This is a genomic window from Microbulbifer maximicatervae (SeqCode), assembly GCF_052466985.1.
This window is the reverse complement of record NZ_CP174298.1, coordinates 4,399,057-4,425,570: the sequence shown is the minus strand read 5'-3', so window position 1 is coordinate 4,425,570 and position 26,514 is coordinate 4,399,057. Positions and strand designations below refer to the sequence as shown.

The 26,514-nt window shown below is 51.0% G+C and carries 20 protein-coding genes; 6 read left to right on the top strand and 14 right to left on the bottom strand.

Annotated features, from left to right (window positions below):
• Positions 1 to 196: 196 nt before the first annotated feature.
• Positions 197 to 5,395 carry a DUF748 domain-containing protein gene (locus tag ACJJI3_RS19585; RefSeq protein ID WP_444940655.1) on the bottom strand — a complete coding sequence of 1,733 codons (5,199 nt, stop codon included), beginning with the start codon at positions 5,393 to 5,395 and terminating at the stop codon, positions 197 to 199.
• Between the two features lie 258 nt (positions 5,396 to 5,653).
• On the opposite strand from ACJJI3_RS19585, the gene ACJJI3_RS19580 reads away from it, so the two are divergent.
• From ACJJI3_RS19580 to cobB, 3 genes are all read left to right on the top strand, one after another.
• Complete coding sequence (locus ACJJI3_RS19580) at positions 5,654 to 7,936, top strand: slr1591 family oxidoreductase (protein WP_444940654.1); 2,283 nt, start codon at positions 5,654 to 5,656, stop codon at positions 7,934 to 7,936.
• Positions 7,937 to 8,143: 207 nt separating this feature from the next.
• A complete protein-coding gene (locus tag ACJJI3_RS19575; protein ID WP_444892108.1) occupies positions 8,144 to 9,451 on the top strand; it encodes an NAD(P)/FAD-dependent oxidoreductase in 1,308 nt (435 codons plus the stop codon).
• A gap of 195 nt (positions 9,452 to 9,646) precedes the next feature.
• The gene (gene cobB / locus ACJJI3_RS19570; protein ID WP_444937148.1) at positions 9,647 to 10,357 is read left to right on the top strand and encodes a Sir2 family NAD+-dependent deacetylase; all 711 of its coding nucleotides are present in this window, start codon (positions 9,647 to 9,649) and stop codon (positions 10,355 to 10,357) included.
• Here the strand turns inward: cobB and ACJJI3_RS19565 are convergent.
• Together ACJJI3_RS19565 and ACJJI3_RS19560 are read right to left on the bottom strand one after the other, a co-directional pair.
• A complete protein-coding gene (locus tag ACJJI3_RS19565) occupies positions 10,354 to 10,917 on the bottom strand; it encodes a SixA phosphatase family protein (RefSeq protein ID WP_444940653.1) in 564 nt (187 codons plus the stop codon). The genes cobB and ACJJI3_RS19565 overlap by 4 nt on opposite strands.
• 169 nt (positions 10,918 to 11,086) lie before the next feature.
• A complete protein-coding gene (locus ACJJI3_RS19560; protein WP_282931121.1) occupies positions 11,087 to 11,563 on the bottom strand; it encodes a DNA binding protein in 477 nt (158 codons plus the stop codon).
• A gap of 550 nt (positions 11,564 to 12,113) precedes the next feature.
• Between ACJJI3_RS19560 and ACJJI3_RS19555 the strand changes: the two genes are divergently transcribed.
• Positions 12,114 to 12,560 (top strand): CBS domain-containing protein, encoded by a 447-nt coding sequence (locus ACJJI3_RS19555; RefSeq protein ID WP_413663453.1) that lies wholly within the window; start codon positions 12,114 to 12,116, stop codon positions 12,558 to 12,560.
• An 11-nt stretch (positions 12,561 to 12,571) separates the two neighbouring features.
• Here the strand turns inward: ACJJI3_RS19555 and ACJJI3_RS19550 are convergent, their stop codons facing one another.
• On the bottom strand, positions 12,572 to 14,413 hold the full coding sequence (locus ACJJI3_RS19550; RefSeq protein ID WP_413663454.1) for an SLC13 family permease: 1,842 nt from the start codon (positions 14,411 to 14,413) through the stop codon (positions 12,572 to 12,574).
• Positions 14,414 to 14,541: 128 nt separating this feature from the next.
• On the bottom strand, positions 14,542 to 15,132 hold the full coding sequence (locus ACJJI3_RS19545; RefSeq protein WP_413663455.1) for a hypothetical protein: 591 nt from the start codon (positions 15,130 to 15,132) through the stop codon (positions 14,542 to 14,544).
• Between the two features lie 351 nt (positions 15,133 to 15,483).
• Between ACJJI3_RS19545 and mnmH the strand changes: the two genes are divergently transcribed.
• A complete protein-coding gene (mnmH, locus tag ACJJI3_RS19540) occupies positions 15,484 to 16,587 on the top strand; it encodes a tRNA 2-selenouridine(34) synthase MnmH (protein ID WP_444940652.1) in 1,104 nt (367 codons plus the stop codon).
• A gap of 6 nt (positions 16,588 to 16,593) precedes the next feature.
• On the opposite strand, the gene ACJJI3_RS19535 is transcribed toward mnmH, so the two are convergent.
• From ACJJI3_RS19535 to ACJJI3_RS19495, 9 genes are all read right to left on the bottom strand, one after another.
• Positions 16,594 to 17,523: an SDR family oxidoreductase gene (locus tag ACJJI3_RS19535; protein ID WP_413663457.1), complete on the bottom strand. Its 930-nt coding sequence runs from the start codon at positions 17,521 to 17,523 to the stop codon at positions 16,594 to 16,596.
• Between the two features lie 23 nt (positions 17,524 to 17,546).
• Positions 17,547 to 17,921 carry a VOC family protein gene (locus tag ACJJI3_RS19530; RefSeq protein WP_444940651.1) on the bottom strand — a complete coding sequence of 125 codons (375 nt, stop codon included), beginning with the start codon at positions 17,919 to 17,921 and terminating at the stop codon, positions 17,547 to 17,549.
• Between the two features lie 55 nt (positions 17,922 to 17,976).
• The gene (locus ACJJI3_RS19525; RefSeq protein WP_444895989.1) at positions 17,977 to 18,345 is read right to left on the bottom strand and encodes a DUF2750 domain-containing protein; all 369 of its coding nucleotides are present in this window, start codon (positions 18,343 to 18,345) and stop codon (positions 17,977 to 17,979) included.
• Between the two features lie 61 nt (positions 18,346 to 18,406).
• Positions 18,407 to 19,768, bottom strand: a complete 1,362-nt coding sequence (gene rlmD / locus ACJJI3_RS19520; RefSeq protein ID WP_444915427.1) for a 23S rRNA (uracil(1939)-C(5))-methyltransferase RlmD — start codon at positions 19,766 to 19,768, stop codon at positions 18,407 to 18,409.
• A gap of 43 nt (positions 19,769 to 19,811) precedes the next feature.
• Positions 19,812 to 20,519: a M48 family metallopeptidase gene (locus ACJJI3_RS19515; RefSeq protein WP_444915426.1), complete on the bottom strand. Its 708-nt coding sequence runs from the start codon at positions 20,517 to 20,519 to the stop codon at positions 19,812 to 19,814.
• A gap of 33 nt (positions 20,520 to 20,552) precedes the next feature.
• Positions 20,553 to 20,981 carry a hotdog fold thioesterase gene (locus ACJJI3_RS19510; protein ID WP_444892114.1) on the bottom strand — a complete coding sequence of 143 codons (429 nt, stop codon included), beginning with the start codon at positions 20,979 to 20,981 and terminating at the stop codon, positions 20,553 to 20,555.
• Between the two features lie 82 nt (positions 20,982 to 21,063).
• A complete protein-coding gene (locus tag ACJJI3_RS19505; protein WP_444895986.1) occupies positions 21,064 to 21,678 on the bottom strand; it encodes a DUF2799 domain-containing protein in 615 nt (204 codons plus the stop codon).
• Positions 21,679 to 21,733: 55 nt separating this feature from the next.
• Positions 21,734 to 22,384 (bottom strand): MBL fold metallo-hydrolase, encoded by a 651-nt coding sequence (locus ACJJI3_RS19500; protein ID WP_444940650.1) that lies wholly within the window; start codon positions 22,382 to 22,384, stop codon positions 21,734 to 21,736.
• 50 nt (positions 22,385 to 22,434) lie between these two features.
• Positions 22,435 to 23,328 (bottom strand): hypothetical protein, encoded by an 894-nt coding sequence (locus ACJJI3_RS19495; RefSeq protein ID WP_444940649.1) that lies wholly within the window; start codon positions 23,326 to 23,328, stop codon positions 22,435 to 22,437.
• A gap of 433 nt (positions 23,329 to 23,761) precedes the next feature.
• On the opposite strand from ACJJI3_RS19495, the gene malT reads away from it, so the two are divergent.
• A complete protein-coding gene (gene malT, locus ACJJI3_RS19490; protein ID WP_444940648.1) occupies positions 23,762 to 26,476 on the top strand; it encodes an HTH-type transcriptional regulator MalT in 2,715 nt (904 codons plus the stop codon).
• The last annotated feature ends 38 nt before the right edge of the window (positions 26,477 to 26,514 follow it).

Here is a 26,514-nt window from a genome sequence, read left to right as displayed (position 1 = left end):
ATCGTTTCACAAAAAGAAGGCAAACAATCTTATACGTACTAATTACAGCAAAATAAATAATTAACGCTGCCCTCAATAACGGCCTTGACACCCTAACAAACCTATAGCGATACGAAGCTACCACAAGCTGTAAGGCAGGAAGGGACGACGGAAATTTGTACCATTATTTATATAGATATTAATGTTACATGCTTACTTAATTCGAAAATTCCACCCTTGGATCACCAAAATCCTTACCAATATAGTCAGGCGCGCAAGGGATTAATTCTGAAGCCTCTATTCCCGCATCAATCAAATACTTTTCGACATTTCGGCTTCGCTCCATTGCCAAATTTTCAAGTTCCTCACGAAGTTCCAGAGATGGGTTTTGGTAAAAAGCAACCTGGGCTCTTCCGCTTCTGCTCATACCTGCCATGGAATAGGGGTACAGGGCTTGCCAGTCCCGGGCATTAGAGATGCCGCATACTCCTGGTCGTGCGTCAGGGTTCTTAAGTAAAACAAAGACCATACGCTGTAGTTGTGTCAGTGCTAAATTAGTTAATTTTGCACTGCCAGGTTCAAAGTCAATAGACGCAAATGATTTCGTCCTGAAACGCCCCCAGGCATAACGTGCTAACAAATAAACGCCATAGGGAGTCAAATAGCTTATCAAGGCATCTATAATTGCCTTTTGTAGCAACTCACTAAATACAAAACTAAAGGAGAACTTGGGATCGCGAATATTGCCGCTAACAGGCATGCCAAACTTGATACCCCCCCGCCCGTCTTTTAGCAACCATAGAGCAATATTCAAGGGAATCAGCGTGGACTTCACCGGTAGCTGATCATCTTTCCGCACCCGGCGAACTTTTAGTTTTTCCAGTCGTATATCCGCAAAGCCATCGAGTTCATTTTCAAATACCCGAATATTAACTACCGCATCTCCCTGCCCCTGAAGAATTTTGTAACCCAACAACTTGGCCATATAAGGCGTAGCAGGTATTAAATTTACGCTGGTGAGATAGCCAGTAAGATCAGCATTCCACTTTTTATCTCCCAAGTAATCTACAGTTCCCCCTATCTGAATCTCACCAAATCCGCCAGGCCTTCCATTAACAACAATCACCGCAGGGGGGTGTTCGGCCAAATTACTTAAATCACTGAGATTAAAGTTGATATCCCGGACCGGTAAGCGGGCCCTGAATTCATCTTGATAGTCAACCCAACTAAAAGTGCCGTGTTTTAGGTAGAGGTCACCAAGATGATAAAGTAGCGGTGGGCTGTCCTTCTCCCTGAAAGCAAACGTGTCAATGCCACCAAAGCCTCGCAGCTCATTAATTTTTCGGGCCACCGGAAACTTCCCCGATAAATCCCTCAAGAGAATAAACCGAGGGCGCAGAAAGTCGATAAAACCTATAGTGAGTGTTTTCTCAGGGCGGTAATAGCTCAAACCTTCAACCCACAGGGACTTAAAATCAGCTATCCATCTATGGCGATCAAAATCCAAACTATCCGGGTTTCTCTCAAAAAAATGAAAGTGAATTGCTTCACCACTGGCAAAGCGCCATTCGGTATCGGTAAAGAGCAAATGCGACAAGGTTATGCTCTCACCGTGCACTAACTCTTCCCCAGAAGGTGAAAGTAAAGTGATGCCATTGACCCTCACAACAGCAAGTTCTGCCCCCTGACCACGGCGGTAGTTTCCCTCCAGCATTAAACTCGAGAAGCTGAAGCAATGATCTCCCTGATCCAGATAACCACTGGGAAAACATCCTCCAATTTCCTTAAACTGTAAATCCTTGAAATCAACTCCCTGCCGACTGATATTTAAGTGCCCGGCCCCCATACCGGATACAGATAAAAGTTTAAGTGGCAATTCCTGTGGAAAATTTTGCTCATGCAACTGTACATTACTTATTTTTATCCCAGAAAGTATAAGCTGCCTTCCGCCAGTGCCATTAATACCTTCTGCCTTGCCAATACTAAAGGCCCCAAATTCATAACAGGGCGCTATCTTTTCGTCTTTTAATAGTCCCCCTGGCATACATCCCCTCGCACCAGAGGCTTTCGCCAAAGATTCCCCTTGCAAGGAGATATTATCAATTTCAAATTTTGGTATTTTCAGTGGCCCCAAATTTTTCCTGGGTATTGATAGCCCAACCAATTCTACAGAACCTTGAACTGACCAGGGGTCTGACAATTTGATTTTCTGTAATCCCGGCATTGATAATTTGTCAACCCCAAAACAATGGTGGGAGTCACCTGCCCTGGCCCGACTCAGCTTATCGACAGTTACTGCAAGCCCCGAATCCCGCGTACACACCCGGATATTCTGTAAGCTTAGATTCGACACCGAGAACTCTGCACCGCTATCCCAGATAAATCGACTCCAACCCAAGCTCTGCACACCGGCTTCTAAATAGCCGCTACCCTTTTGCCAAAACGCGATAGGCTTACTCTTTAATGGTCCTAAATCCAAGCGGGGGGCGCCGGAATCTATACCCAATTTTACCCAAGAATCACCAAAGCTTATTTGTGGGGTCTCAATGCAATCGGCAAGCCCCATATCTTCATTATTTTCAGAAGAATAAGACCTCAACCCACAAAGCAGAACATCATCGACATTCAGCCCATAAAAATCGAGTGTATTGGAGGAAAAAGACGTTCTTTTCGTGAATACTCGCCCCAGTTGCAACATGGGTACAGTTTCGAAGTCCTCCTTAAATTCCACTTCTTCGATCGACCAACCGCTTTGCCCTAGCGAATGGATGTCTTGCCCAAATACACAGGTCGGTATCGATTTATACTTCTCCGCTAGCCAGGGAAGACACAAGGTTACTCTGTCAGCAGCAACATCCTGCAATGCAATTTTCGACTGGGTAGGTTTTTCCCGGGACCATAGCAACTCTAGCTTTGGTATAAGTACACCTCCAATGCCAAAAACATTCGCGCCAGACAGGTTTTTCAGCTGCACGGATTGAATTGCTGAGTCATCCATATTGGCAATTAGATTGCGTTGGCTAAAATAAACGAAGGAGTAATCTCCCAGTGAAAGGCGCTCAACATCTACACAGTGAATATTTAGTGAACTCACTTGCCTACCGCCGGGAAAGCAGCCACTCAACTGCTCAGCATTTGCACCGGGCAAAGCGACATAAGATTCAGAGTCTGATGTACGTCTATGTCTTATCCTGGCAAGGGGTAGTTCTATCTTTTTTAAGTCAAATAATTTCCTGCCCCCCTTTGTCTTTGCTTCAGCACTAATCACGGAGATTTTTTTTACAGAGAGATCTATCCCCTGCTGCCAAGATATAAAGAGTGGCTCCTTTTGCTCTAATGAGCGGATATCAAAGCAAACTGGCAGATATTCGTGGCTTTTGTTGGCGCGATAAAATAACCTTTTCCAACCTTCAGTGAGACAGCCAGCCAGTTTCTTCAAAACAAGTTTTTTTAGCTCCAGGTTTGGGTTTTCTATGCTGGCCAGCCCTAAGTCGTCAGGATTTTTATCCGCATCAATATTTTGTTGATCCAGTCTTCCTTTTTCGGTGCCGTAATTATCATCACCAACTCCTTGAGGAATACCCGGTAACTGACTGGTCGCCATCCAAGGATTATTTGTAACCTTTCTTTTAAATAAGCTATCGCCACTTTCAAACTGCTGTATCTGTAAGCCATTTCCTGCACCCGCGGAATCATTTAGAAGTAATCGGTGAAGGCGCAGTTTTCCCAAAATGGCATAGCCATCTTCACCTCTCTGCCAAGCAAAATGTCCCCGCCCTGAAAAGCTGTTTAAACGTGCGCACAAAGGCTGCCAATCCGAGGGGAGAAAGTCCTGCGGCAAACACCCTGATAGTGACTGGATAAAAAAGTCCTGAGCAGATAGCGGGCCGTTACGACCTATTGTATCAATGGCCTGCCAGCGTAGGTCCTGTAGCTTAGCTCTGGGACGGCCTCTGGCACCTATTGAAAATTGAGCCAATTGCAGAGGACCGCTGGAAAGCCCCCAATCAATATTGTGTTCAGCAGAGCCGAACTGAAAGGCAAACTCCTCTGTACTTTTGAGACCAACCATAGAGACACAGTGATCGGGCTTCTGCCACAGACCGCCCGGTACACACCCATTGGCTGTTTCAATCGCAAGGTGGGCAAAAGATAATATTCGCGTTTTGGCATAAAACTGAAGAGGACCAAATACACCATTATTAGCCCTGATGGGATGGCTGGTAGATCGAGCCATATCCAAGAGGTAGCCCCGATTAATTGAACTGGCCCCTGTATTTATTTTTAAGCGATCGTTCCAGTCGAAAACCGTTTTTTCCGGCAGGTCTAAATTAGCCGCTCGCAGACACAGGTGGGAATTGGCGTTACGCAAATGTCGTGGACACCAATCAAATGCCTGGGCAAAGCCTCTCCTCCATCCCAAGCGCTTTTTCGGGCGCTCAAAATTAAACTCACTGATGCTAATAACCCCGGCCCGCCAATCCTGCCAAAGGCGATCACTGTGCCTCAGTACAACACTCTCACCATTGAGCTGCCGCCACTGGGCACGAGCTTTGCGGCCAAACCCGAATTTCATATCACCTTCTGCGGCAAGCCGGCGGGCGGAGGCGCAATGTCCAATCAGGCTTTGCAGCCCTGCTATTGCATCGGCCCAACGCTGTGGCGGGCATCCTATAAAGTATTCCGCAGTAAACTTGTTAAGATCTGTATTGAGGCTCGGCCAGGAAAAATTGACCTGAGTTCCTTCCAAACTGCCTATCACCGTGTTGTATCGTGATTTACCTCCCTCCCAGGCCAATAAATCACTGACCTGTACATCCCCAATAGCAATATCTACATTCAGGGGAACATCACCTTTGCGCCATAATGCCAGCGTAAATTTATCGGTTTGGAGTTTGCCGATGGCTGCGCAAGTAGCTTGGTTCCAAATAGGCTTGTGCAGGTAGCAAAGTTCACTATCCCGTATCTGGGCGCGACCGATAAGCAGCCTGAAATCACGATCCTGCCGCGCTCCACCTCCAAGATTCCAACCACCCACCTCCCACTCCCGGTACAGTTCACCCGGGTAAGATTGCAGGTCCATATAGGCACCGCTCACCGATGCCTTGGGTAAATGAGCTCGCCCCCATAACAATTGCCACCAGCTGTAATCGAGCATTACCTCATGAGCGGAGAATCCCCGCCCTTCGCGATTCTCAGCTTTTACATCAATCGCTATAACACTTAGATCCAGAAGCGATACGCGCAAGTGATCCACATGGAATTCGAGGCCTCGCTCCTCCATCCAGTCGCCAGCTTTTACCCGTACCCAGTTTGCTGCCCACCAGTGAAGAACTTCCACCAGCAATAGCCCAGCTAGCAGCCACCAGATTAAGCGACGGAAAAAGGCACTCTGAGAAGCGGGCTCTGGGGGCATTAGAATTAAGCGCCAGAAAATGAATTTTATGCAGATTACAACTGCAATTAGGCCCATACAGTAAAGACCAGCACCTGGGGATTTTTTTGCCTTGGCGCTGCTATTCGCGATAATAAGCAGCTGCGTCGTCCATTCGCTCGCAGTCAAATGCGAACTGTCTACTATTTATCCAGGGGTGTATTTGCGCGGCGCGGAAGTTTGGGAAGCCAGTATCCTTACCGCCTCTCATTTTTTCTGTTACCCAGCCAGTGAGTAGACATGCAGGAGCATCCAAACTACCAGGACATCCTTTTGGTCGGCGGCGGCCATAGCCATGCTATTGTGCTGCAAATGTGGGCCATGAACCCTCTGCCAGGCGCGCGTCTGACCCTGGTCTCTCCCCAGGTGCAAACCGCCTACTCCGGTATGTTGCCCGGAATGGTTGCAGGCCATTACTCCCTGGAAGACACTCATATAGATCTTGCCAGGCTCTGCCGGGCCGCTGGTGCCCGCTTTATACAGGCCTGTGCACACGAAATTGACATCGATAATCGCACCGTATCCCTATTGGGTAGACCTCCCATAGAGTACGACCTGCTCTCTTTGGATGTCGGCGCGACTCCCGCCCGCGAGTTACCGGGCTCCGAATTGGCAATCCCGGTAAAACCTATCGGGCATTTCTACCGTTTCTGGCAAAAACTGCAAAAACAGGTTGGTGAAAACACCTCGCCCTTCCGCTTGGGAGTTGTCGGCGGCGGTGCCGGAGGCTGCGAGCTGTCGATGGCAATGGCGCACGCTTTACAAGGTGCCGTTAAGAAAAAGCAGGTAGAGGTTCACCTGATTCATGGTGCCGCCGCAATTCCCCAGGGCTATCCAGTCAGAGCACGCAAATTAGTCTCAAAGGAGATGCAAGAGCTAGGGGTTCAGTTACACCATAACTGGACCGTTAATGAAATTACCGAACAGGGTGTCGTTAATGGGAGCGGTGACTGCCTGCCCCTCGATCAGGTAATACTCACCACCAATGCCTGTGCCCCCCCTTGGCTGGCCAACTCGGGCCTGTCCCTCGATGACAAAGGCTTTGTGGTGGTAGATCAAACACTTCGCGCCCAGGGGTGGGAAGACATTTTTGCAGCTGGTGATGTGGCCAGTTTCGCCCCAGAGCCTCTACCCAAGGCCGGAGTTTACGCCGTTCGCCAGGGGCCAGTTCTATTTCACAATCTGCGCGCCTCCCTGACCGGACGCCGCTTAAAACAATACCGGCCACAAAAAGATTTTCTCAGCTTGCTCTCCTGTGGTGGCAAGCGGGCTGTGGCAGTAAGAAATGGCTTCGCCGCTGCAAGCGGTCTGATGTGGCGATGGAAAGACTCTATCGACCGCACATTTATGCGACGCTTCAGTGAGCTGCCAATGGACATGGCTGATCACACTGCCAAAACCAAAGACATCGTCGACCAGCGCTCAGGCTCTTCTCTATCTCCTATGCGCTGTAATGGCTGTGGCGCAAAAGTTGGAGCCGACATCCTGCGCCGCACGCTGGCGACCCTCCCGGATCAGCATTCGGAATACCTGTTAAAGGGCGTCGGTGATGATGCCGCAGTTGTGGACCTACCGGCTAATCATTTATTAGTGCAGAGCTCCGACCAATTGCGTGCACCTGTAGATGATCCGTGGATATTTGGTCGCCTGGCGGCTCTGCACGCCCTATCCGACCTATTTGCTATGAATGCTCGACCCGCCACCGCACAAATCCTTGCAACCCTGCCTACGGCTGCAGAGGAAATTACCCGGCGAGACCTACAGCAGTTGCTCGCAGGCGCCATCCACGAGCTGAACCGGCACCACTGTGTCCTATCTGGCGGGCATACCGCCGAAGGTTCTGAAATGCTAATGGGCCTAACCGTCAATGGATTTTCCGAGCGGGAGCAACTCCTGGAAAAAACGGGTGCCCGCGGGGGAGACTGCTTGATCCTGAGCAAGCCATTGGGCGTAGGCACTATCCTGGCAGCAGAGGGCGCGGGAGAGGCTAAAGGCCTATGGTTGCAGCAGGCGCTGGAAACCATGTTGCATAGCAATGCCGACGCCGCAGAGATATTTGCCCGCCATAACACCAATGCGCTGACGGATGTCACGGGCTTTGGCCTGCTGGGCCACCTATTGGAAATGCTCGGCCCTGAAGGGTTAAGCGCGACACTGATCGCTGAGAATCTACCGCTAATCTCCGGCGCCGCCACTTGTATCGAGCGCGGATGGCTGTCCAGCCTGCAACCGCAAAATGCCAATGCCTACGCCTTTGTGGAAAACCCCCAGGAGTGGCAGCGGTTACCCCAGTGGTCGCTGATTACCGATCCACAGACTTGCGGGGGACTCCTCGCTGCTGTTCCTATTGAGCAAGCCGAAGCCTGCGTGGGCGCACTGCTAGAGCGCGGTTACACCCAGGCGTCAATTATCGGTGTAGTGACGGACTCACAGAATCCAGAAGTGAGCGTACACTTGCGCAAGTCAGCAGACTGGCGAGCGCTAATTTCACAGGACAACGAGACGGTACCAGGCCAGGTTTAAGGGTTTTGCGAAACCGGAACAACAACCGGTTATGAGCTTTGTATGATTTCTATTGAGAGAGGCCTTCACCGACTCTGCTAACTTGTCATCTGTCTTTCAGCGCGACATACTGGCGTTAGAAAAAACATCGGTGACATATTTCCCGATACCAAAAAAGGTCTTCACAGATTGGGGAGTCGGCTTTTAGCAATCGACAGGAAGACCCCTATGAAAAAGATCGTCATTATTGGCGGCGGTGCCAGCGGCCTGCATTTGGCTACACGGCTCGGTCAATATTTTTCTTTTACCCCTTTCTTTAAGCGCCGCCGCAAGTCCCCCGCTGCACAAGTTACTCTGGTTGATCGAAATCGCACCCACCTGTGGAAACCACTGCTACACCAGGTTGCCTCCGGCGCATTGGATGCCAATATGGATGCACTGAATTATCAGGTGCATGCCCGCATTCACGGCTATGAATTTCAGTTAGGTAGCCTGCAATCCCTGGATCGTGAACGACAGGTAGTCGGGCTCGGACCTGTTAATGATGAGGACGGTAGCGAGTTAGTACCCGCACGGGAATTGGAATACGATTATTTAGTGCTGTGTATCGGCGGGCACAGTAACGACTTTCATATCCCCGGCGTCAGAGAAAACTGCTTTTTCCTGGATAGCAGCAACGAAGCACAAAAATTTCACCAAAACCTTCTCAATCGTTTCCTGCGGCTGGAGACACATGTTGATGATAAGTTAAAAGTGGCAATCGTTGGCGGCGGTGCAACCGGTGTAGAACTCTCTGCTGAATTGGTGGATGCCGTAAAACAAGTCGGCAACTATGGACGCATTCGTCCCAATGCGATGGAAATCACCTTGATAGAAGGGGGTGAGCACCTACTCCCAGCACTACCAAAACGAATTGGAAATAATGCTGAACGCGAACTGGCCAAGATGGGGGTTAATATCCTTACCGGCCACCATATTGCTTCAGCAAACGAACGTGGACTTACCACCTCCTGTGGCAGGGAACTCCCAGCCGCAATCCGAGTGTGGGCTGCCGGCGTCAAAGCTCCGGGATTCCTCACCCAGCTGGATGGCCTCAGTACCAACCGACTCAATCAAATCGAAGTGGAAACTACTTTGCAGACCCAAACTGACGCAAAGATATTTGCCATGGGGGACTGCGCCAGTTGCATCGATGGCAATCACCAGCGAGTGCCTCCGCGCGCCCAGGCAGCACAGCAAATGGCTACCCTGGTTGGCGACAATATTATTGCCCTATTTGAAGATAGACCTTTGCATCATTTTTATTATCGCGATCGAGGTTCTCTGGTATCCCTCAGTCAGTACACTGCCGTTGGCAACCTGATGGGGGCGCTGGTTAAAGGCAGTCTTACCGTAGAAGGGCGCCTTGCTGGCCTTGCCTATCGCTCGCTCTACCGTATGCACTTGGCGGCAATTCACGGCTGGCCGAGAGCTATGCTGCTCTACCTAATCGGACAGGCGAACCGGTTTGTGAAGCCGAAGCTCAAGATGCACTAAAGGATCAATTCCATGGAGCTAAGGGAAAATTAGAAAGTTAGTGCAAAATTAACTAATAGTGCTACCAATAAACCCTGCACATGGAAGTGCCAGGGCGGTAACATTATGAGTCACACCAGCCCATCAATTAAGACCTCTGAGCTGGATGCGAGCTCCTCTGTAGATCCAGGCAAAGCCCTAGCGTGAAAATATAAAATGAAAAAACAGTATCAAAAAATCGTTGTACTTACCGGCGCAGGAATTTCAGCTGAATCTGGCATAGGTACTTTTCGCGGTGCCGATGGCCTGTGGGAAAACCATCGCCTGGAAGATGTCGCAACGCCAGAGGCATTTGATCGCAATCCGGCACTGGTACATAGATTTTACAATGAACGCCGCCAGCAGCTGCTATCTGCAGATATCCATCCCAACCCCGCCCATCTCGCCTTGGCCGAACTGGAACAGAAATTCCAAGGGGATTACTTACTGGTTTCTCAAAATATTGACAACCTGCATGAGCGCGCGGGCAGTGAGCAGCTAATTCATATGCACGGAGAGCTACTAAAAGCGCGATGCCGTAGGAGCGGAAAACTATATCCCCTCAATTCGGATCTTTCGATAGCTGATACCTGTAGTTGCTGTCAGCAGGCGGGAAACCTTCGCCCCCATGTGGTCTGGTTTGGAGAAATGCCTCTGGAAATGGAAACTATCTATCAGGCGTTGTCCGATTGCGACCTATTTATCAGCATTGGCACATCTGGAAACGTCTATCCAGCAGCGGGATTTGTTGAATGTGCCAATCAGGCTGGAGCTCACACCATAGAGTTGAACCTGGAGCGCAGTAGTGTCGGCGATGCCTTCAAGGAACACCGCCACGGACTGGCGTCACAGGTAGTCGATACTTTTATAAAAGAAATTATTAATTAAGATGACTCTGAAACTGCATTTTCTGCCTGCGAGGATTTCATCGGGCCATAGCGCTGTATCAAAGTGGTTACTCCCTCATTATCACGCACAAGGATATAGAGTCGGTCAAACTCACTGGCCTCTCGAATGGGTCGCCCTTTTTCACCGCCAAGCAATTCCGCCAGTTTTGGAGTGGTATTGCTGTGCCCAACCACTAAAATCCGATTTCCCGCCTGCTGCAAAGAGTTAGCAAATTCTTTTAAATCTCTGGGGTTGTAAATTTCCACTTCAAGCCCCAGCTCTTTTGACAGAGGCTCAACCGTTTCCCGGGTGCGGTTGTAGTCAGTGCTATAGATAGCATCTATACCCACTCCCCCAAGAATATAGGCGAGTTGCCGAGCACGCTGCTGGCCCGCCTCAGTCAAATGAGGGTCGCGACCCACCCCGGGCCCTTTCTCTTTTTCTGCATGGCGTATTAAGTAAATAACCTGAGACTCAGAAGAGTCGGCTAAAACCCAATTTGAAGCCCCAACCAGAACAAAAAGTGTACAGAAAATAAACGACTTAAGTCTTGAAAGCACAGTATAAACTCCCAGGTAAATAACGGGGCAGACATATGCTGAATATAATAAGGTAAGTAAAGAGAGGATGCGGCGAAAATGCCAAACAATGCGATGAATTAAAATCGAACGATTTTTGAAAAAATATTTGATGCCGGATATCCGGCATCAAATGAGTGGTCATCCAGAATTAGATTTTCCACTCTTTTACGGTGTCCAGACCGTACTCATCAATCCACTGGCTCAGGGCCTTAGGATTACGCTTTTTCTTTTCAACAGTAGCGCCGGTATACGGGTTGCGATAGTGACCAGTTTCCAGCTTGGGCTCTGCTGCCTTTGCTGCCGGTGCTGCACGACGACCGCGACGGGGGCTGTCACCTTCCTTCTTGAGGTGACGGGCAACGCGAGCCTTCAGGGTTTGTACATAGTCTGCAGGATCTTCATCACCCAGCTGTGCTACCAACCACTCAACGATTTGCTGGCCACGGGCAACGAAGAATTCCTCTTCATCCATGTGGTATTCAGCAGCAAGGTTTACCAGTGCTTTATCATAGGCAATTACGCCATCTTTCTTGCGTTCAGCCTGAGCCATTTGCTCTTGTAACTCTTCGATTCTTGCCTGATGTTCGGCGATTTGTTGTTCAAGTTGTTCGTATTCCTGAAACATTCAATAAACCTCAACGACGGTTATTAAAAAACACAGAGATATATCTGTGGCGCTGGGCGACACAGATTGTTATTTCGGATATACCGTGTAAAAAATCAACAAACATCATGGCTGGCCAATGGCAAGCAATTTAGTGATGTTTAGTCCGGCATATTATGAATTGCCCGATATACATGAGTAGATACCACTACACATCGTGTAGTTCTGGTGTTAGGTATATTCGGCAAATACATTATTAAAAACTAGCCGATTTCAGCTCGGTTCGGCAAACACTCCGAATCACTGATTATATTTTTCGACTGAGGTCGCGAATAATAATCTTTCACCGGCAAATATCAACCATTTGTGTCCCTACCTTTGAATATAATAGGAATAATTCAAAATAAGGGCTAAAAAGTGTAACAAAGGCGGCCATATCTGCAATCTTAAAAGGATATCCCTAGGGAGCGCAATTAGCTATATTGTAGCTGCAGTCGTCAATTGCAAATTAGTCGCTGTGTAACGGTAATCGAGCATATTGCCAAATACAATTGGATACCCAGATCATACTATGTCCACTCACAATAATATCCACCATATACCGACTTTGGCCGCTCTGATGACGCCATTTCCCTACCATATCGATATCAATGCCACGGTAGAGGATGCTCTGGCAATGATGGAGGAGCACAAAGTACGCCACCTGCCGGTAACTCGTGCAGGCGACTTGGAGACGGTCATTTCCCGAGGGGATATCGAAAGAGCCAATGCACCGGGACACCGTTTAGAAGAGCAGCAACTTTATGTACATGACCTATGTGCCAGACGTCCCTTTATTGCAGATATCCACGACCCGTTAGATAAAATTCTCTTAGCTATGGCGGATACAGGCATTGGCTCGGTACTGGTTATGCGGGAAGGCGAGCTGGTTGGAATTGTAACTGTGACTGATATTTTGCGCTTTTGTAGCAGGTTTATGGCGGAGTTGGCCCAGCCGGTAGACGATTCTATTGCTTGAGCTCACTGCGATTACAGGGGCCAAACCCAAAGCAACATGGGGATACTCACAACCAGTACCAACAATTCTAGTGGCAGCCCCATTTTCCAGTAATCACCAAATTCAAACCCTCCCGGCCCCAAAATTAAGGTGTTATTTTGGTGCCCAACCGGTGTTAGAAATGCGCAAGAGGCTCCAATTGCGACAGCCATCAGGAAGCTATCTGGATTCACCGCCAGTTGTTCTGCGGTGCTCATGGCAATTGAACACATCACTGCCGCAGTGGCGACATTATTCATAAAATCAGACAAGGTCATAGTAACCACCAGGATCAGCCCCAGGGCCAAAACAGCACTGCCCTGAGCCAGAACATCCAACAAAACCTGAGCGACCAAGTCTGCAGCTCCCGTTGACTCCATCACATCAGCAACAGCAATCAAAGTCCCCAATAGCACGACGACGGATCCGTCGATAGAGTCATAAACATTTCGCAACGGCACTATCTTCAACGCCATAAAAGCCAATACACAAGTGGCGAACGAGATTGCTGCCGGCAATAAGCCGAACGCTGCACCAGCGACACCAAGCACCATAGCCAATAGGGCAATGGCCGCCTTCTCCTTGTTAGGGATGCTAATATCCCTTGAGGCCAAAGGCACACAGCCCTTTTCCCTAGCAAAGCTGTTTAGATTTTCATCGGCCCCCATCATTAACAGAGCATCACCGGCCAGTAATGGTGTCGAACGCAACCGGCGCACCGAGCGGCGCCCCTGGCGCGAGAGTGCTAGCAAGTGAATCTGGTATCTCGCTGCGAGGCGTGAAAACCTCATAGGGCGTCCCACTAAAGGGGAATCTGGCATGACAACCAACTCCCGCAGCTGCATTTCGGTACGATCCGCCAGTGCTTTTATTGGGGTCTTATTCTGAGAATCACTCTCGGTGTTATTGCTACCCGATTGTCGAGCCTTACCCGATGAATCTGCCCCAAGGGCTCCCACTGTTTTCAAACTGAGATTGGACAAGCAGGTAGCAAGACTCTCCGGCTCCGCCTCAATGACCAAAATGTCACCGCTATTTACTTTATGCCAGGGAGTCGCGGGAGAGACCCTGGCATCATTGTGTACGACACCCACAACTTGGGCATCTTCTGTTCCCAGCATTTTGGAAATTTCACGTAGATTCTTACCGGCAGCAACACTTTTTTCCTCAACAAGTGCTTCTGTTAAATATGTGCCAGTTTCAAAGGAGGAGGCCCCCGTTCGGTTGCGTGCAGGCACCAAGCGCCACCCAACAAATGCAATAAACAAAACTCCGGCTATCGCAACTGCCAGACCCACCGGGGTGAAATCAAACATACCGTAGCTACCGGCGCCAGAATCCGCCCGAAAACCGGAAACGACCAAGTTTGGCGGTGTACCTATCAGTGTGGTCATTCCCCCCAGAATCGTTGCAAAAGACAGGGGCATTAAAACCCTCCCCAGTGCCACTTTCTGTTTCTCGGCCATATCCACAGCCACGGGCATTAATAAAGCCAACGCGCCGACATTATTCATAAAGCTAGATAAAAATGCGCCGAGCCCAATGAGTAACAATATGGATACTGAGATACTCCCGCTTTTGCGGACAACTCGTTGTGCAAGTGCATCCATTGCGCCGGTATTTTGTAAGCCACGACTCAGGATTAACACACAAGCTACAGTCACGACCGCTGGATGGCCAAAACCAATAAAAGCATTTTCCGGGGGAATCAGACCGGTAAAGACACAAGTCAATAAGGCTGCTATAGCAACCATATCGTGGCGCCACCGCCCCCATATAAACAGGGTAATAGTGACACTTAAAATAATCAGGATTAGTAACTGGTCAACAGTCATGGAGAAAGATATCCCTGAATATAAAAGCTGCTCAGATTTCTGTTCAGCTATCTATTCAGGGTATACCCAGGAAATTACATGGAGCGCACTTCTACGCCATAACCCCAGCTACATTAGGGGTACAAAATTCAGGAGAAAGTAACTGCCCGCTCTTCCAATGGATAAAACTGAGTACCTACTTTAATACAAACCCTGGCAGTACTGCAGGAGAACCAACCTCTATATCCAGTGACCTGAATATTTCTATAGGTGCCAACCATCGCCTGGCGCAAGCGTTGAGCCCAAGGTCTTAACTTTTCTCCATCGTAGCCGGAACCACAGGCACAAACATGTAAATTAACGAAATTAGCAGGAAGCCCCTCTTTAACCAAGGTATCTGCTAGCTGTCGAGGCGTGTAGGTTTTCCACTCTCCTCCCTGCCAGTTAGGCATGCCGTTTACATATACTTTTTTCTGCTTGTTGTTACTCGTGGAGCGCTCAGCACCAATGAATTGTCCATCCCCGGCACCCGTGCCATGGGTTACGATGTAAAGGGTATCGGCAGGGTTCAGCTTACTCAAACACTGGTTCACCCACCGATACATGGCTTTTCCAAAACCGGAGGTTACTTTATTGGCCAGGATTTGATTCACCGGTATGCCCCAGGCTTTCGCCAATCCCTCCGCATATTCCTGCATTTCATCACTATTTATCGGGATATAGATATATTTTTTAGCCACGTTTTTATCCTCTATACATGCAGGAGCAACCCGTCCCTTATGTAATCCAAATGCTTCCAGGATTTTTAAATCAGCTGCAATAATTCAGGTAAGCTAAGATTTACCTTCTGTGACCTGGAATCGCATTAGGTTCAAAAAGTAAATGTAAACACTGAGCTATCGAGCAATAAATTAAAAAAGTATTCTCTCATACTGAGCATTAATTTCCGGTGTAAATATCAAACTGTCATCTAACGCTAAGCACATCATATATTGCATATACAAGTAGCTTCTTCAGTTGCCATAGGCCTGAAAAGAAAATGGAGATACAATCAAATACCACCTATTTTCTAAATAAGCAGGAGTGCTACCTTGCGGACCGATACTGCGAATTACACGGACATCTTCCTGAATGATATTCCGCTGATGGACGTACGCGCCCCAGTTGAGTTTGTTCGCGGCGCTTTCCCTTCCGCAAGAAACCACCCCCTGCTTGACAATCACCAACGTGAACTGATCGGGACTGAGTACAAGAACAAAGGCCAGCAAGCAGCAATTGACCTTGGCTGGCGTTTAGCAACAGATGAAGTGCGAAGCTTATGTCTTTCACAATGGAGCGCATTTGTACGTAAACACCCCCAAGGTTACCTCTACTGTTTCCGAGGCGGTTTGCGCTCCCGAATGACACAAAAACTGCTGCGCTCGAATAATATTGAATACCCGATAGTAGAGGGTGGCTATAAAGCCATGCGGCAGTTCCTGTTAAACGAGCTGGAAAAGTATTGTACCCAACTGCCCTTTATCGTTGTTGCTGGTCACACCGGCAGTGGCAAAACGGAATTAATCCAGGCTGCGCGGCGGTATATCGACCTTGAGGGGATCGCAAAACATCGAGGTTCTAGCTTTGGCCGTACCAGTAGTAGCCAACCTTCACAAATCGATTTTGAAAATCAGATCAGTATCGACCTGCTGAAGCTTTCCCAACAGACAGGTGCTATTGCGATTGAAGATGAAAGCCGTCTAATTGGACGCTGCGCACTTCCTCCAGTATTGCAAACCGCTATGAAGGCCGCTCCCCGGGTTCTTGTCGAGGAGCCATTGGAAACACGGGCACAGCGCATTGTGCAAAATTATGTTCACGAGGGCTTAGAGCGCTTTAAAAGCAGTGAAAAATCAGCAGCTGAATCTTTGGGGGAAGAATTACATCTCAATCTCAATAAAATCAGTAAACGCCTGGGAGGGCTGCGCTACAAGCAGCTCAACGAAGCCTTAGCTTCAGCTAACCAAGAATTACTGAGAACGAATAATAGTGATGTGTACATCCCTATCGTGGTGTCACTGTTGCGGGAATACTATGACGGCAGCTACGACCATCTTATGAAGAAATCGGAACAGAAAATTCTGTATCGAGGCAACTACAACGAAGTACAACAGTGGTTGAAGGAGTCCAACCACTCACTGCAAAAACCAGAATAACAATCCTCAGCTTTTGTGAGCGAGGCGATTTAATTTAAATCTCCGCATTAAAAACCAGTCCCTAAAACTGCGCGGCAGCCAGCGTGCCATCCAGGGCAACAGGCTGCTGCGGTTGCCAATACGCACCAAAGGACGAGCGCGTTTTCGCAGCAGCTCACGCACCAGCTTTTTGGCCAGTGTGCTTGCCAATGTAGCATTCTGTTGGGACTCCTGGGCTCGGGCCCTAACCGCCTCTTCCTGCCGTTTATACAGGGAGTCCGGCGGCAAAAGACCGCGCAGGGATGTCTCAGCGTGGCGACCAAATTCCGATGCGATCGCACCGGGTTGCACCGTCATTACCCGAATGCCAAAGGGTTTTAGTTCGAGTCGCAAAACATCAGAAATGGAGTGTAGGGCCGCTTTAGAAGCACAATAGGCACCGGAGAAAGGTGTAGGCATTACACCGGAAACCGAACCGATATTACACACAATTCCGCCCTGCTCCGAACGCATTAAAGGTACACAGGCCCTAATCAAAGCGAGAGGGGCAAATACATTGGTTCGGAACTGCTTTTCCAGTGCTCGCGTGTCCAGTTCCAGCAATGGCCCCATCTGACCGTAACCGGCATTATTGACCAAAATATCGAGCCGCCCGTATGCCGCTTTTACTGCGTGAACCACTCGATTGATATCCGCCTGGGAATTCACATCCAAGGCCTCAGTGGCAATTCCCAGGTCCGCCAGCTCTTGTAAACTTTCCGGGCGGCGCGCCGTGGCAATCACTATGGTTCCCCGGCGATGTAGCGCCAAAGCCAGCTCCCGCCCAATACCGCTTGAGCAGCCGGTAATTAAAGCCACTCGATCCGGAACCACATAACCCCGCCCAATTTGCGCAAGGCTTTCAGCAGCAAAACTTCGATTGGGGGAACGAAATCTGGAAATGGGCGGCTTATCCACAGGAACTGCTCCGTTTAATGGTCCTATCTCTCAATGGGCGTTTGCAGGTACTCAATCAATCCGAAAACATTGCCATAGGGGTCGAGAAAGCTCGCCATCAGCACACGTCCAGAGACTTCCTCTATATCCGTGTGCTGCCGCACCCCCATAGTGCCGAGTCGCTCAATCTGCGCGGCCAAATCCAAAACCTGCCAGTAAGCAACTACACCATCGGCCCGGCTGATCGCACTGCGCGCATCGGCATTTAATCCGAGCTCGCAATCACCAATACTAAACGCCGCATAGCTATCGCTTTCATGGCTGGGTTTCTGTTCGAGTACCTGCGTATACCAGGCCACAGCCTCGGTAATGTTGGCAACTCCGTAGACTGTTTTGCGCAAGCCAAGAATCTGCCCCATTTGAGACATCCCGTTGAGTAATTTTTATCCACTGGGTGGGGCACTATGGCGCAGTTTATTGCAGCTCTTGCTCCAACTGCTCCAGTAGGTCCAGGGGTTCCATCTCAACCCCTTCCAGTTCGGCGTTCCAGTTTATCCCCACCAATAAGACATCTTCATGCATGCCGGTAAGCCAGTCATCCATAAATTCTTCCAGGTCAATTGCCACTGCCTCATAGTCAGCCCAGTCTCCTTCGCAGTGGTCTTGTGCAAATTCTCTTTGCGACCAAAAGGGCATAACCTCGGTATCGGCCCGCTTTTCAGACTCACAAAGTGCAAAGCCCTCCTCACCCTGCAGGGCCCAGACGCAGCCCTGGCCTACAGCTTCAGGCAAAAAGCGCGCGCAATTATCTTCAAAATTATCGGTTAGGGTTTCGCTTTGCATAACAACTTCGCTTAAACGGTTTTACCGCAGTTTACGTTAGTTTTCCCGGCCTCAATAGGCCCTAAATTCTGTCGAATACTGCCATCGACTCAACATGATCGGTATGGGGAAACATATCCATGACACCCGTCTTACTCAACCGGTACCCCAACTTCACCAATTCACCGGCATCCCGGGCCAGGGTGGCCGGGTTACAGGAGACGTAGACGATCCTACTGGCAGAAAATCGCGCCAATCCGCGCACAGCCTCCAAAGCGCCATCCCTCGGTGGGTCCAACAGGATTTTATCGAAACCTGCTTCTGCCCAAGGCGCACCTGCCATTTTTTCGTTCAGGTCGGCAGAATAGAAGTGCACATTTTGTAATTGGTTCAAAGCGGCATTGTCCACACCCCGTTGAGTTAAAGCACCGACACCTTCGACCCCGATCACTTCCGCTGCACGACGCGCCAATGGCAGGGTAAAATTCCCCAATCCACAAAATAAATCCAATACACGCTCGGAGGGTTGCGGATCGAGTAACTCAACGGCTCGACTCACCATCTGCCGATTTATCGCAAAATTAACCTGCACAAAATCCTGCGGTTTAAATCTCAACGTCAGGTCAAATTCCGGCAACTGATAACTTAGATCAGCAGCTCCCTCTGTCGGCCAGATTCTCTCCTGTGAGACATCACCTCCACCTTGTATATACAGGTGTATACCAGTACTTTTAGCAAATGTTAACCAGAGCGCCAAATCCTTATCTGATAGAGGCTTTAAATGGCGGAGCACCAGAGCTGTCACATCATCTCCAACCGCCACTTCCAGGTGAGAAAAGTTCGCGCGCCCGTCACTTTCAGCCACGAGTTTTTTTAGCGGCGCTAAATGCTCGGCAATTTTTGTATGTAGTACCGGGCACTCATCAATATCTACCAAATCATTGCTGTGCTTTTTTCGAAAGCCAAAAAGCAGCTCGCCACCCTGGGACTTTTTCAATTTGCGAATGCCGATACGGGCCTTGCGTCGATAGCCATAGGGATCAGCAGTTAACGGAGGCAGTACTTCTTCAGGTTCAATACCGCCAAAACGCAACAACTGATCCAAAAGAATTTTTTGCTTTTCAATAATTTGTGCCGATGGCTGCAGGTGCTGAACCGAACAGCCTCCACATGAATCTACATAGGCGCACTGCGGCGCGCACCGACCCGCTGAAGCCGATATGACGTCCTCAACAATTCCCTCATCAAAACGGCCGCGCCGTGCGGTATAGCGAAATTTAACCTGCTCTCCCGGTAAGGCACTATCAATAAACACCGTTTTGCCACCTACCCGGGCAATACCGCGCATATCGTGACTAAATTTTTCTATTGTCGCTTCAGCGCGGCTCGGCAAGTTTTTTTTAACCGGCTTGCGGCCAGTAATAAAACGGGGCTTCTTACTCATAATTAATTGGGAGAATTCAGTACAACTAAAGAATAGAAAAAAGTTACAGGGTCAGGCGGTGACCGTTATCGCGCAACCAGCGGCGCAACTCTTTAAATCTGGGGCACACACTTTGGACTAAATCCCAGAAAGCGCGGCTGTGGTTATGATGTTGCAAATGGCAGACCTCGTGAGCCACCAGGTAATCAACCACCGGCTCAGGAGCGAGACAAACAAGCCAGTTAAACTGCAGCTCACCGCGGATACTGCAGTGACCCCATTTGCTTTTGGTGCGACGGACTTTTACTGATGAAATACTTAACCCCAGCTGCTCGGCCAACACATGGGATTTTTGCGTTAACAATGCCAATGCTTCCCGCTGGTAAAGGCGTTGTAAAGCGGTTTGCAGCTGTGTGTTATCGGGCTGGCGATAGCGGGTATAAAGCCTGATAGCACCATCGCCAATACCGGCACTTTTACTGCTCATTGCACGCTCTAAGGGAAGCTGCTGTCCCAGCCAGGGAAAACTCTCACCAAAAGCGTACTGATATTGCGGCACCTGCGCGGCGCGCCGGTCGGCTGCGAGTAACTGCGCTCTCACCCACTGGATATTTTCCTGCAGGAATTCATGCCCATAACGGGCTGCACAACGCTGTGGAATTCGCACTTCCACACCACCGGAAGACAGTACCAGTCCCAGTCGCTTGCGCCGGCTCGAGCGCACCAAGCGATAGGGAATATCTTCAAAAATAAAATCCTGGGCCTGTTTCAAGCGGGATCTCCACTCGCAACCCAGGAGCTAATACTAGGCACCATGAGCTACAACAGCCATGGTAATGCGAGAAATACAACTGAGTTTACCATTGGGCGCATAGATCAGAATTTCCCACACCTGGCTGCTGCGCCCAATATGCACGGGTTTTGCACGACCTCGAACCTCTCCCTCGGGGACAGGGCGCAGATGATTGGCGTTAACTTCCTGACCGACACAATAAAATTTATCGGTATCCACTAATAAGTTGGCACCTATGGAACCCAGTGTCTCCGACAATACGACATTGGCACCACCATGCAAAATACCGAAGGGCTGGCGAGTGCGATGGTCTACGGGCAAGGTCCCTTCCAGGTAATCATCGCCAATTTCCGTAATTTCCATTCCCAGGTAGCCGGGCATGCATTGGGATATTCCCTGGTTCAGTTCTTCCAGTGAAGGATCTAAATGCCAAATTGCCATTACAATAAATCTCTTGTGCGTGTGATACCGGGGCATTAACCCGGACTTCTTTACTTCAATTTAGGACCAATAAATTTTTTACTTACCAATAAAATAATCTGGCAGAAAAAAATCCAGGGGGATAATAGCCGGGCGTTAAATGAGTGGGGCCAAACAAGCCATAACGAAACAACTCCATATCCAACATCCGCAGCTCCCAGCGAAGGCGGCTGCGCTGCAAGTACAATGCCTGGGCCTGGGCTTCACTATCGGTGTTCCGATAGGCGTAATGCAGGGAGAGCAACTCGCGCTCTAAATTATCCCGACGCCACAAAAGGCGCTGGTAATGCTGCTCTATACGGTATTCGGCGAGACCGCGCTCGTAATTCTGTAAAAACAAATCAGCAGTAGGGCCAGTGCAAACCCCTTGGTAATTCCGTCCCCTACGCCCCTGGTGATAGCCATTTTCTGCAGTGCAGTAAGTCTCTACACCCTCTTCATGGCCCTGCAGCCATGCATCGCTATCCACATGCATATCGTAGCTGTCACACTCTTGGGCAATATCGTACACCAGCGACTGTGAGCGACCGCGAGCGCCGTCTTGCAGGCCCCGCTCATACCAGAGCCCCGCGCGGCACTCCTCTTCGGAAATCACTGCGCAGCCGCTTAACCCCAGCACCAGCAAGGCGAGAAAAAGACGTATTTTTCCTGCAAACATAAAATGGGACTCCCGGCGCTGTACTTCCCGCCTGTTATTGGAATCCAGGTATCACTTAACCAAAGCGCTTGTCGGCGACAAAAGGATTGGTTTGGCGCTCCTGGCCAAAAGTGGACATGGGGCCATGCCCCGGTACAAATTGAACCTCATCACCCAGCGGCCATAGACGCTCTTTGATAGAGCGAATCAGGGTATCGTGATCTCCCTGGGGGAAATCTGTGCGCCCGATCGAACCGGCAAACAAAACATCTCCCACCAGAGCCAACTGGCTGGGGCGGTGGAAGAAAATCACATGGCCAGGGGTATGGCCCGGGCAGTGGTGCACCTCCAGTTCCTGATCCCCTACAGTAACCGTATCTCCCTGTTCCAACCAGCGGTCTGGAGTAAATACTTCGACAGCGGGGAAACCAAACATCTGCGCCTGCATGGGCAACTGCTGAATCCAGAAATCATCGCCTTTATGCGGCCCCTCTATCGGCAGCTGGAGCTGGTTGGACAACGCCGCAGTGCCGCCTACATGGTCCAGGTGGCCGTGGGTCAGCAGGATTTTCTCCAGCTTGAGACCGCGCTCCTCCACCGCCGCCAGAATCTTATCGAGATCGCCACCGGGGTCGACAACAGCCGCGCGCTTACTGTCTTCACACCACAGCAACGAGCAGTTTTGCTGGAAAGGAGTAACCGGAACCAGGTGATATTGCAGCGACATAAGAAAGCGGCCCTTCATCTTTTACAGGAGACTGTTGAGGTAATTGGGGATTATACCGCGAGAGCCTGCTGAGAGGGTTGTGGATGCCGATGAGCGGGCTTATTCACCGTCTTGAGCAGGGAGCGCACATCCTCTATCAGCTGCTCAACAACTTTCGGGTTCCGCCAGTAATCCTCAGGGGGCGAGGGAAAAGCCACTGAACTCAAAGCGCCGTGATCGCTCAGCGAACAAGTCTCATAGTCTCGGCACACCGCCTGGTTATAGGAGGGGCTCAGGGGTTTAAGGGGCCAGCCAAACAGGTCATTGGGGTGATAAAAATTCTTCCAGCGAAAATTGTATCCCCGGGTATTGGAGGTGACCGCATGAATTTGCTCCCGGGGTCGATCGGCGCACCACAGGGGCATTGTCGGCCCCAGGGTGTACCAATGGCTCAAGGTCTTGAGGCGCAAAAACCTCTCACGTGCAGACCCTTTGTGAACGCCTGCGGGACCACCATCACGCCAAACACCGCAACTGACATTGGGGCGCTGGGCATCCCAGAGGTAATTAGATAGGTTGATACAACCCACCGAATGGCTGATCAATATCACCGGAGCCCGCTCATCAACCTGATCAGCGGCCTTGGCCAGCGCCGCATAGATCTCGCGCTGGGTCTTTTCGTAGTTGCTATCCCGGCGATCCACATTGCCAGACTGTGCCGCTGTCTGCGACATCCCCAGGAGTAAATATTTTCGTGCACGCAGGAAGTCCAGTTCGCGTTTCTGCATACTCTCAAAGGTGCGTTCGATGTTGCTCTGGAAGTGCTCCAGGCCGGGTAATTCAGCGCAGTAGAGACGCGACCACTCCTCCCCAAATTCGGCTTCCAATGCCGCAAACAGTGGCTTTGCAAACGTGTTATCCACAGCCCCCATACCCGCAGCAGCAAGGATTACGATATCCGCCATGGCTTCCTCTTCTTATTATTCTATCGGCGCCTTCGCAGCGCTCGGCTTTTTTAAATGAATGAACATTGATGAAAACCCGCACGACGGGCATTCTCACTGCCAAATAAAAATCGAAAAATACTGAAAGTGGCGCGAGGGGAAGCTGCACAATAATGCATCCCTTTACGAGCCGGTGTGGATACATCACAGTAAATATGAACTAACGTACCCACTAATGAGCCGCAGAAACTGCATTGCGACGGGTTGAGATGACCGATTTAACCCGAATAGTAATATACTGCCCAAAGCTAAACCGGCGCCACTCCAATTTGCCACCCAAGAGGCGGAATCACCAGAAAGCTGGCCTATTACAGTGCTGTAACAATACCCGGGTCCTGGTGCATAATAGTGGCTGTACAAAAATCAAACATTTATAACAGTCCCTCCCGCAGCGATGCTTTTAACTTCCAAATACAGCCTGCCGGATTGCCCCGAGCACGCCCTATCGCGCCCGCGCCTGCTGTCGGTTTTGAACCAATGCCACAGCGATCAACTGCTGTTGGTGACGGCTCCTGCGGGATACGGCAAGACCACGCTGGTTACCTCCTGGGCCTCACAGCAGGACAACCCGGTCGCCTGGTATACGCTGGATGCCAGTGATAATGAACCGAGCCAATTCTGCCGCTACCTGGTGGAAAGCGTGCACAGGGCGACCGGCAATGGTGTCCCCCAGACTCACCAGTTATTGTCCGCGCCCCAGCGCCCGGACCCCTCAACCCTGGTGAGCCACCTGCTGTCGGAACTGCGGGGCCTGCCCAACGAACTGCGCATCGTGCTGGATGACTACCACCAGATCGACAACCAGCAGGTGCACGACACTACCCGCTTTTTGTTGCGCCACGCCCCAGCCGGTGTCGGTATTGTTCTCACCAGTCGCAGCCAACCGCCTTTGGGCCTGGCCACCCTGCGAGTTCAAGGGCGATTACTGGAATTGGGCAGTAATGAGCTGGCCCTCAACATTGAAGAAATCGCCACCCTACTCAAGCAGCGCCTGCCGTTTAATCTCGACGGCGACCGCGCAGCCCAACTGCATCACCTCAGTGAGGGCTGGCCTCCCGCTGTACAGCTATTCACTTTATCAGTGCGCGACAGCAACGAAGTGGATCGCTATCTGGCAGAGCTGGAGCAGGGCCACAGTCATATTCTCGATTACCTGGCTGAGGAAGTGCTGGAACGGCTGGAACCCCAACTGCGCCAGCTCCTCTCCTGCACATCGATCCTCACCCGGGTGAACGCCCAACTGGCGGAGCGCCTTACCGGTCGGCAGGACGGGCAGCAGTTGCTGGAAGAAGCCGCGCGCCGCGGGTTATTCCTGCAGGCGCAGGATTCAAGTCGCCAGTGGTTCCGCTTCCACCCGGTCTTCGCCCGCTTCCTGCAACGGCAAATCAATGACCGCGAACACTTGCTGCAACTGCACAGCACTGCCTGTGATACCTGGCAAGAATTAGACCAGCCAGTGGAGGCCCTGCGCCACGCTCTGGCCGGCGGCGACCGCGAGCGGTTAAAGCAGCTGCTCAACGATCGGGGGGAACAGCTTCTGCGCGCGGGGCAGTCGCGCCTGCTGCGGGACTGCCTCGACTGGCTCGGTGACGAAGCCCTGCAACACAGCGCCCGCTTTACTCTCCTGTCCGCCAAAATGGCACGGGAGAATTTTGAATACGACCTGTGCGAGAAAAACCTGGCGGCCTCCGAGAGCTGGCTGCAGCGGGAGGACCCCGCACAGTGGCGCGACTTTGAGGGCGCCTTTGCCACCATGCGCGCCCAGGTGGCCATTGCCCGTGGGCAGACTCTGCAAGCCAAGGAGTATGCCGAAGAAGCCCTGGCCCTACTGCGCGCAGACCAGCTGGGCGAGAGAATCTCCGCTCTGCTGGTCACCGGTGAGACCAGCTTCTGCCTGGGTGCCTTGCAAGAGGCCAACCGCTATATGCAGGAAGTTGAAGCCCTGGCGATCGCCGAACGGGATATCCCCAGCGCCGCCTGGGCCATCTGCCAACAGACAGAAATCGCCTTTGCCCAGGGCCTGCTGAAGAAAGCGTCCACGCTGCAGGAGAAGGTGCAGACCCTGGTGCAGAAAAATCACCTGTCCACACTGCCCATCTCGGAATTTGTGTGCCGGCTGCGCGGCCAGCTGCAATGGGAGTCCGGCGATCTGGAAGGTGCCGAGCAATCCGCTCGCCGAGGTATGCAAATCAACCGCCGGGTCGGCGAGCACTGGCTGCTGCCGGAGTACACCCTACTGTTAAAAATCGCCCAGGCTCGGGGGGAGAAAGAGGAGTCCCTGGAGTGGCTAGAGCGTATCGAGCGGCTGCTCACAGACGGGCGCTACCACCGGGACTGGATCGCCAACGCCGATGCCACCCGCATCCGCACCTGGCGCGCCCTGGGCAATCAGCAGGCCATCGCAAGCTGGTTGGAACAGGCTACTCCCGTCGCCGACAGGCCCAGCAATCACTTTGAGCAGTGCCACGGACGCAACCATGTGCGCGCGATGATTGAGCTGCACCACTGGTCCGATGCCAACCGCCTATTGAGCCGCCTAAAACAAGTCGCCAACGAGTGCGGCCTGGAAACAGATCGCCTGCGTAACCGGGTGCTGGAATCTCACCTGTTGTGGCTGCGCGAGCAATACCCCCAATCTGTGGAGGCTATTAGTGAAGCCCTGCTTCTCTCCCACGAACGGGATTTTCGCGCCAGCTTCCTGCAGATCGGCAAACCTTTAATCGTTATCCTGAAAGCCGCCCTGGAAAATAGCCTGGGAGAGGCGGAGTCCAGCAAAGCCCAACAACTGATCAAAGCGGCACAACAGCAGCCAGAGCTGGACGGTGGTATTCGCATCGAGCTGGATGACACCATTATCCGCGAGATACTGGCCAGCGATGCCGTGCCAGACTTCCTGCGCCACTCCCCACTCACCCCAAGGGAATGGCAGGTACTGAATGCGATTCACTCGGGGCTGTCGAATGAGAAAATCGCCCGTCACTTTAAGGTGGCACCGAGCACCATCAAGACCCATATTCGCAGCCTCTACCAAAAGCTGGACGTCAAGGATCGCCAGGAGGCCATCGCCCTGGCCGAGCAAATGCTTCGCTCGGTCCAGGACAAGCCCTAAACAGTCCTGCTCCAGCGGCACAGGGACGTGCCCACTAT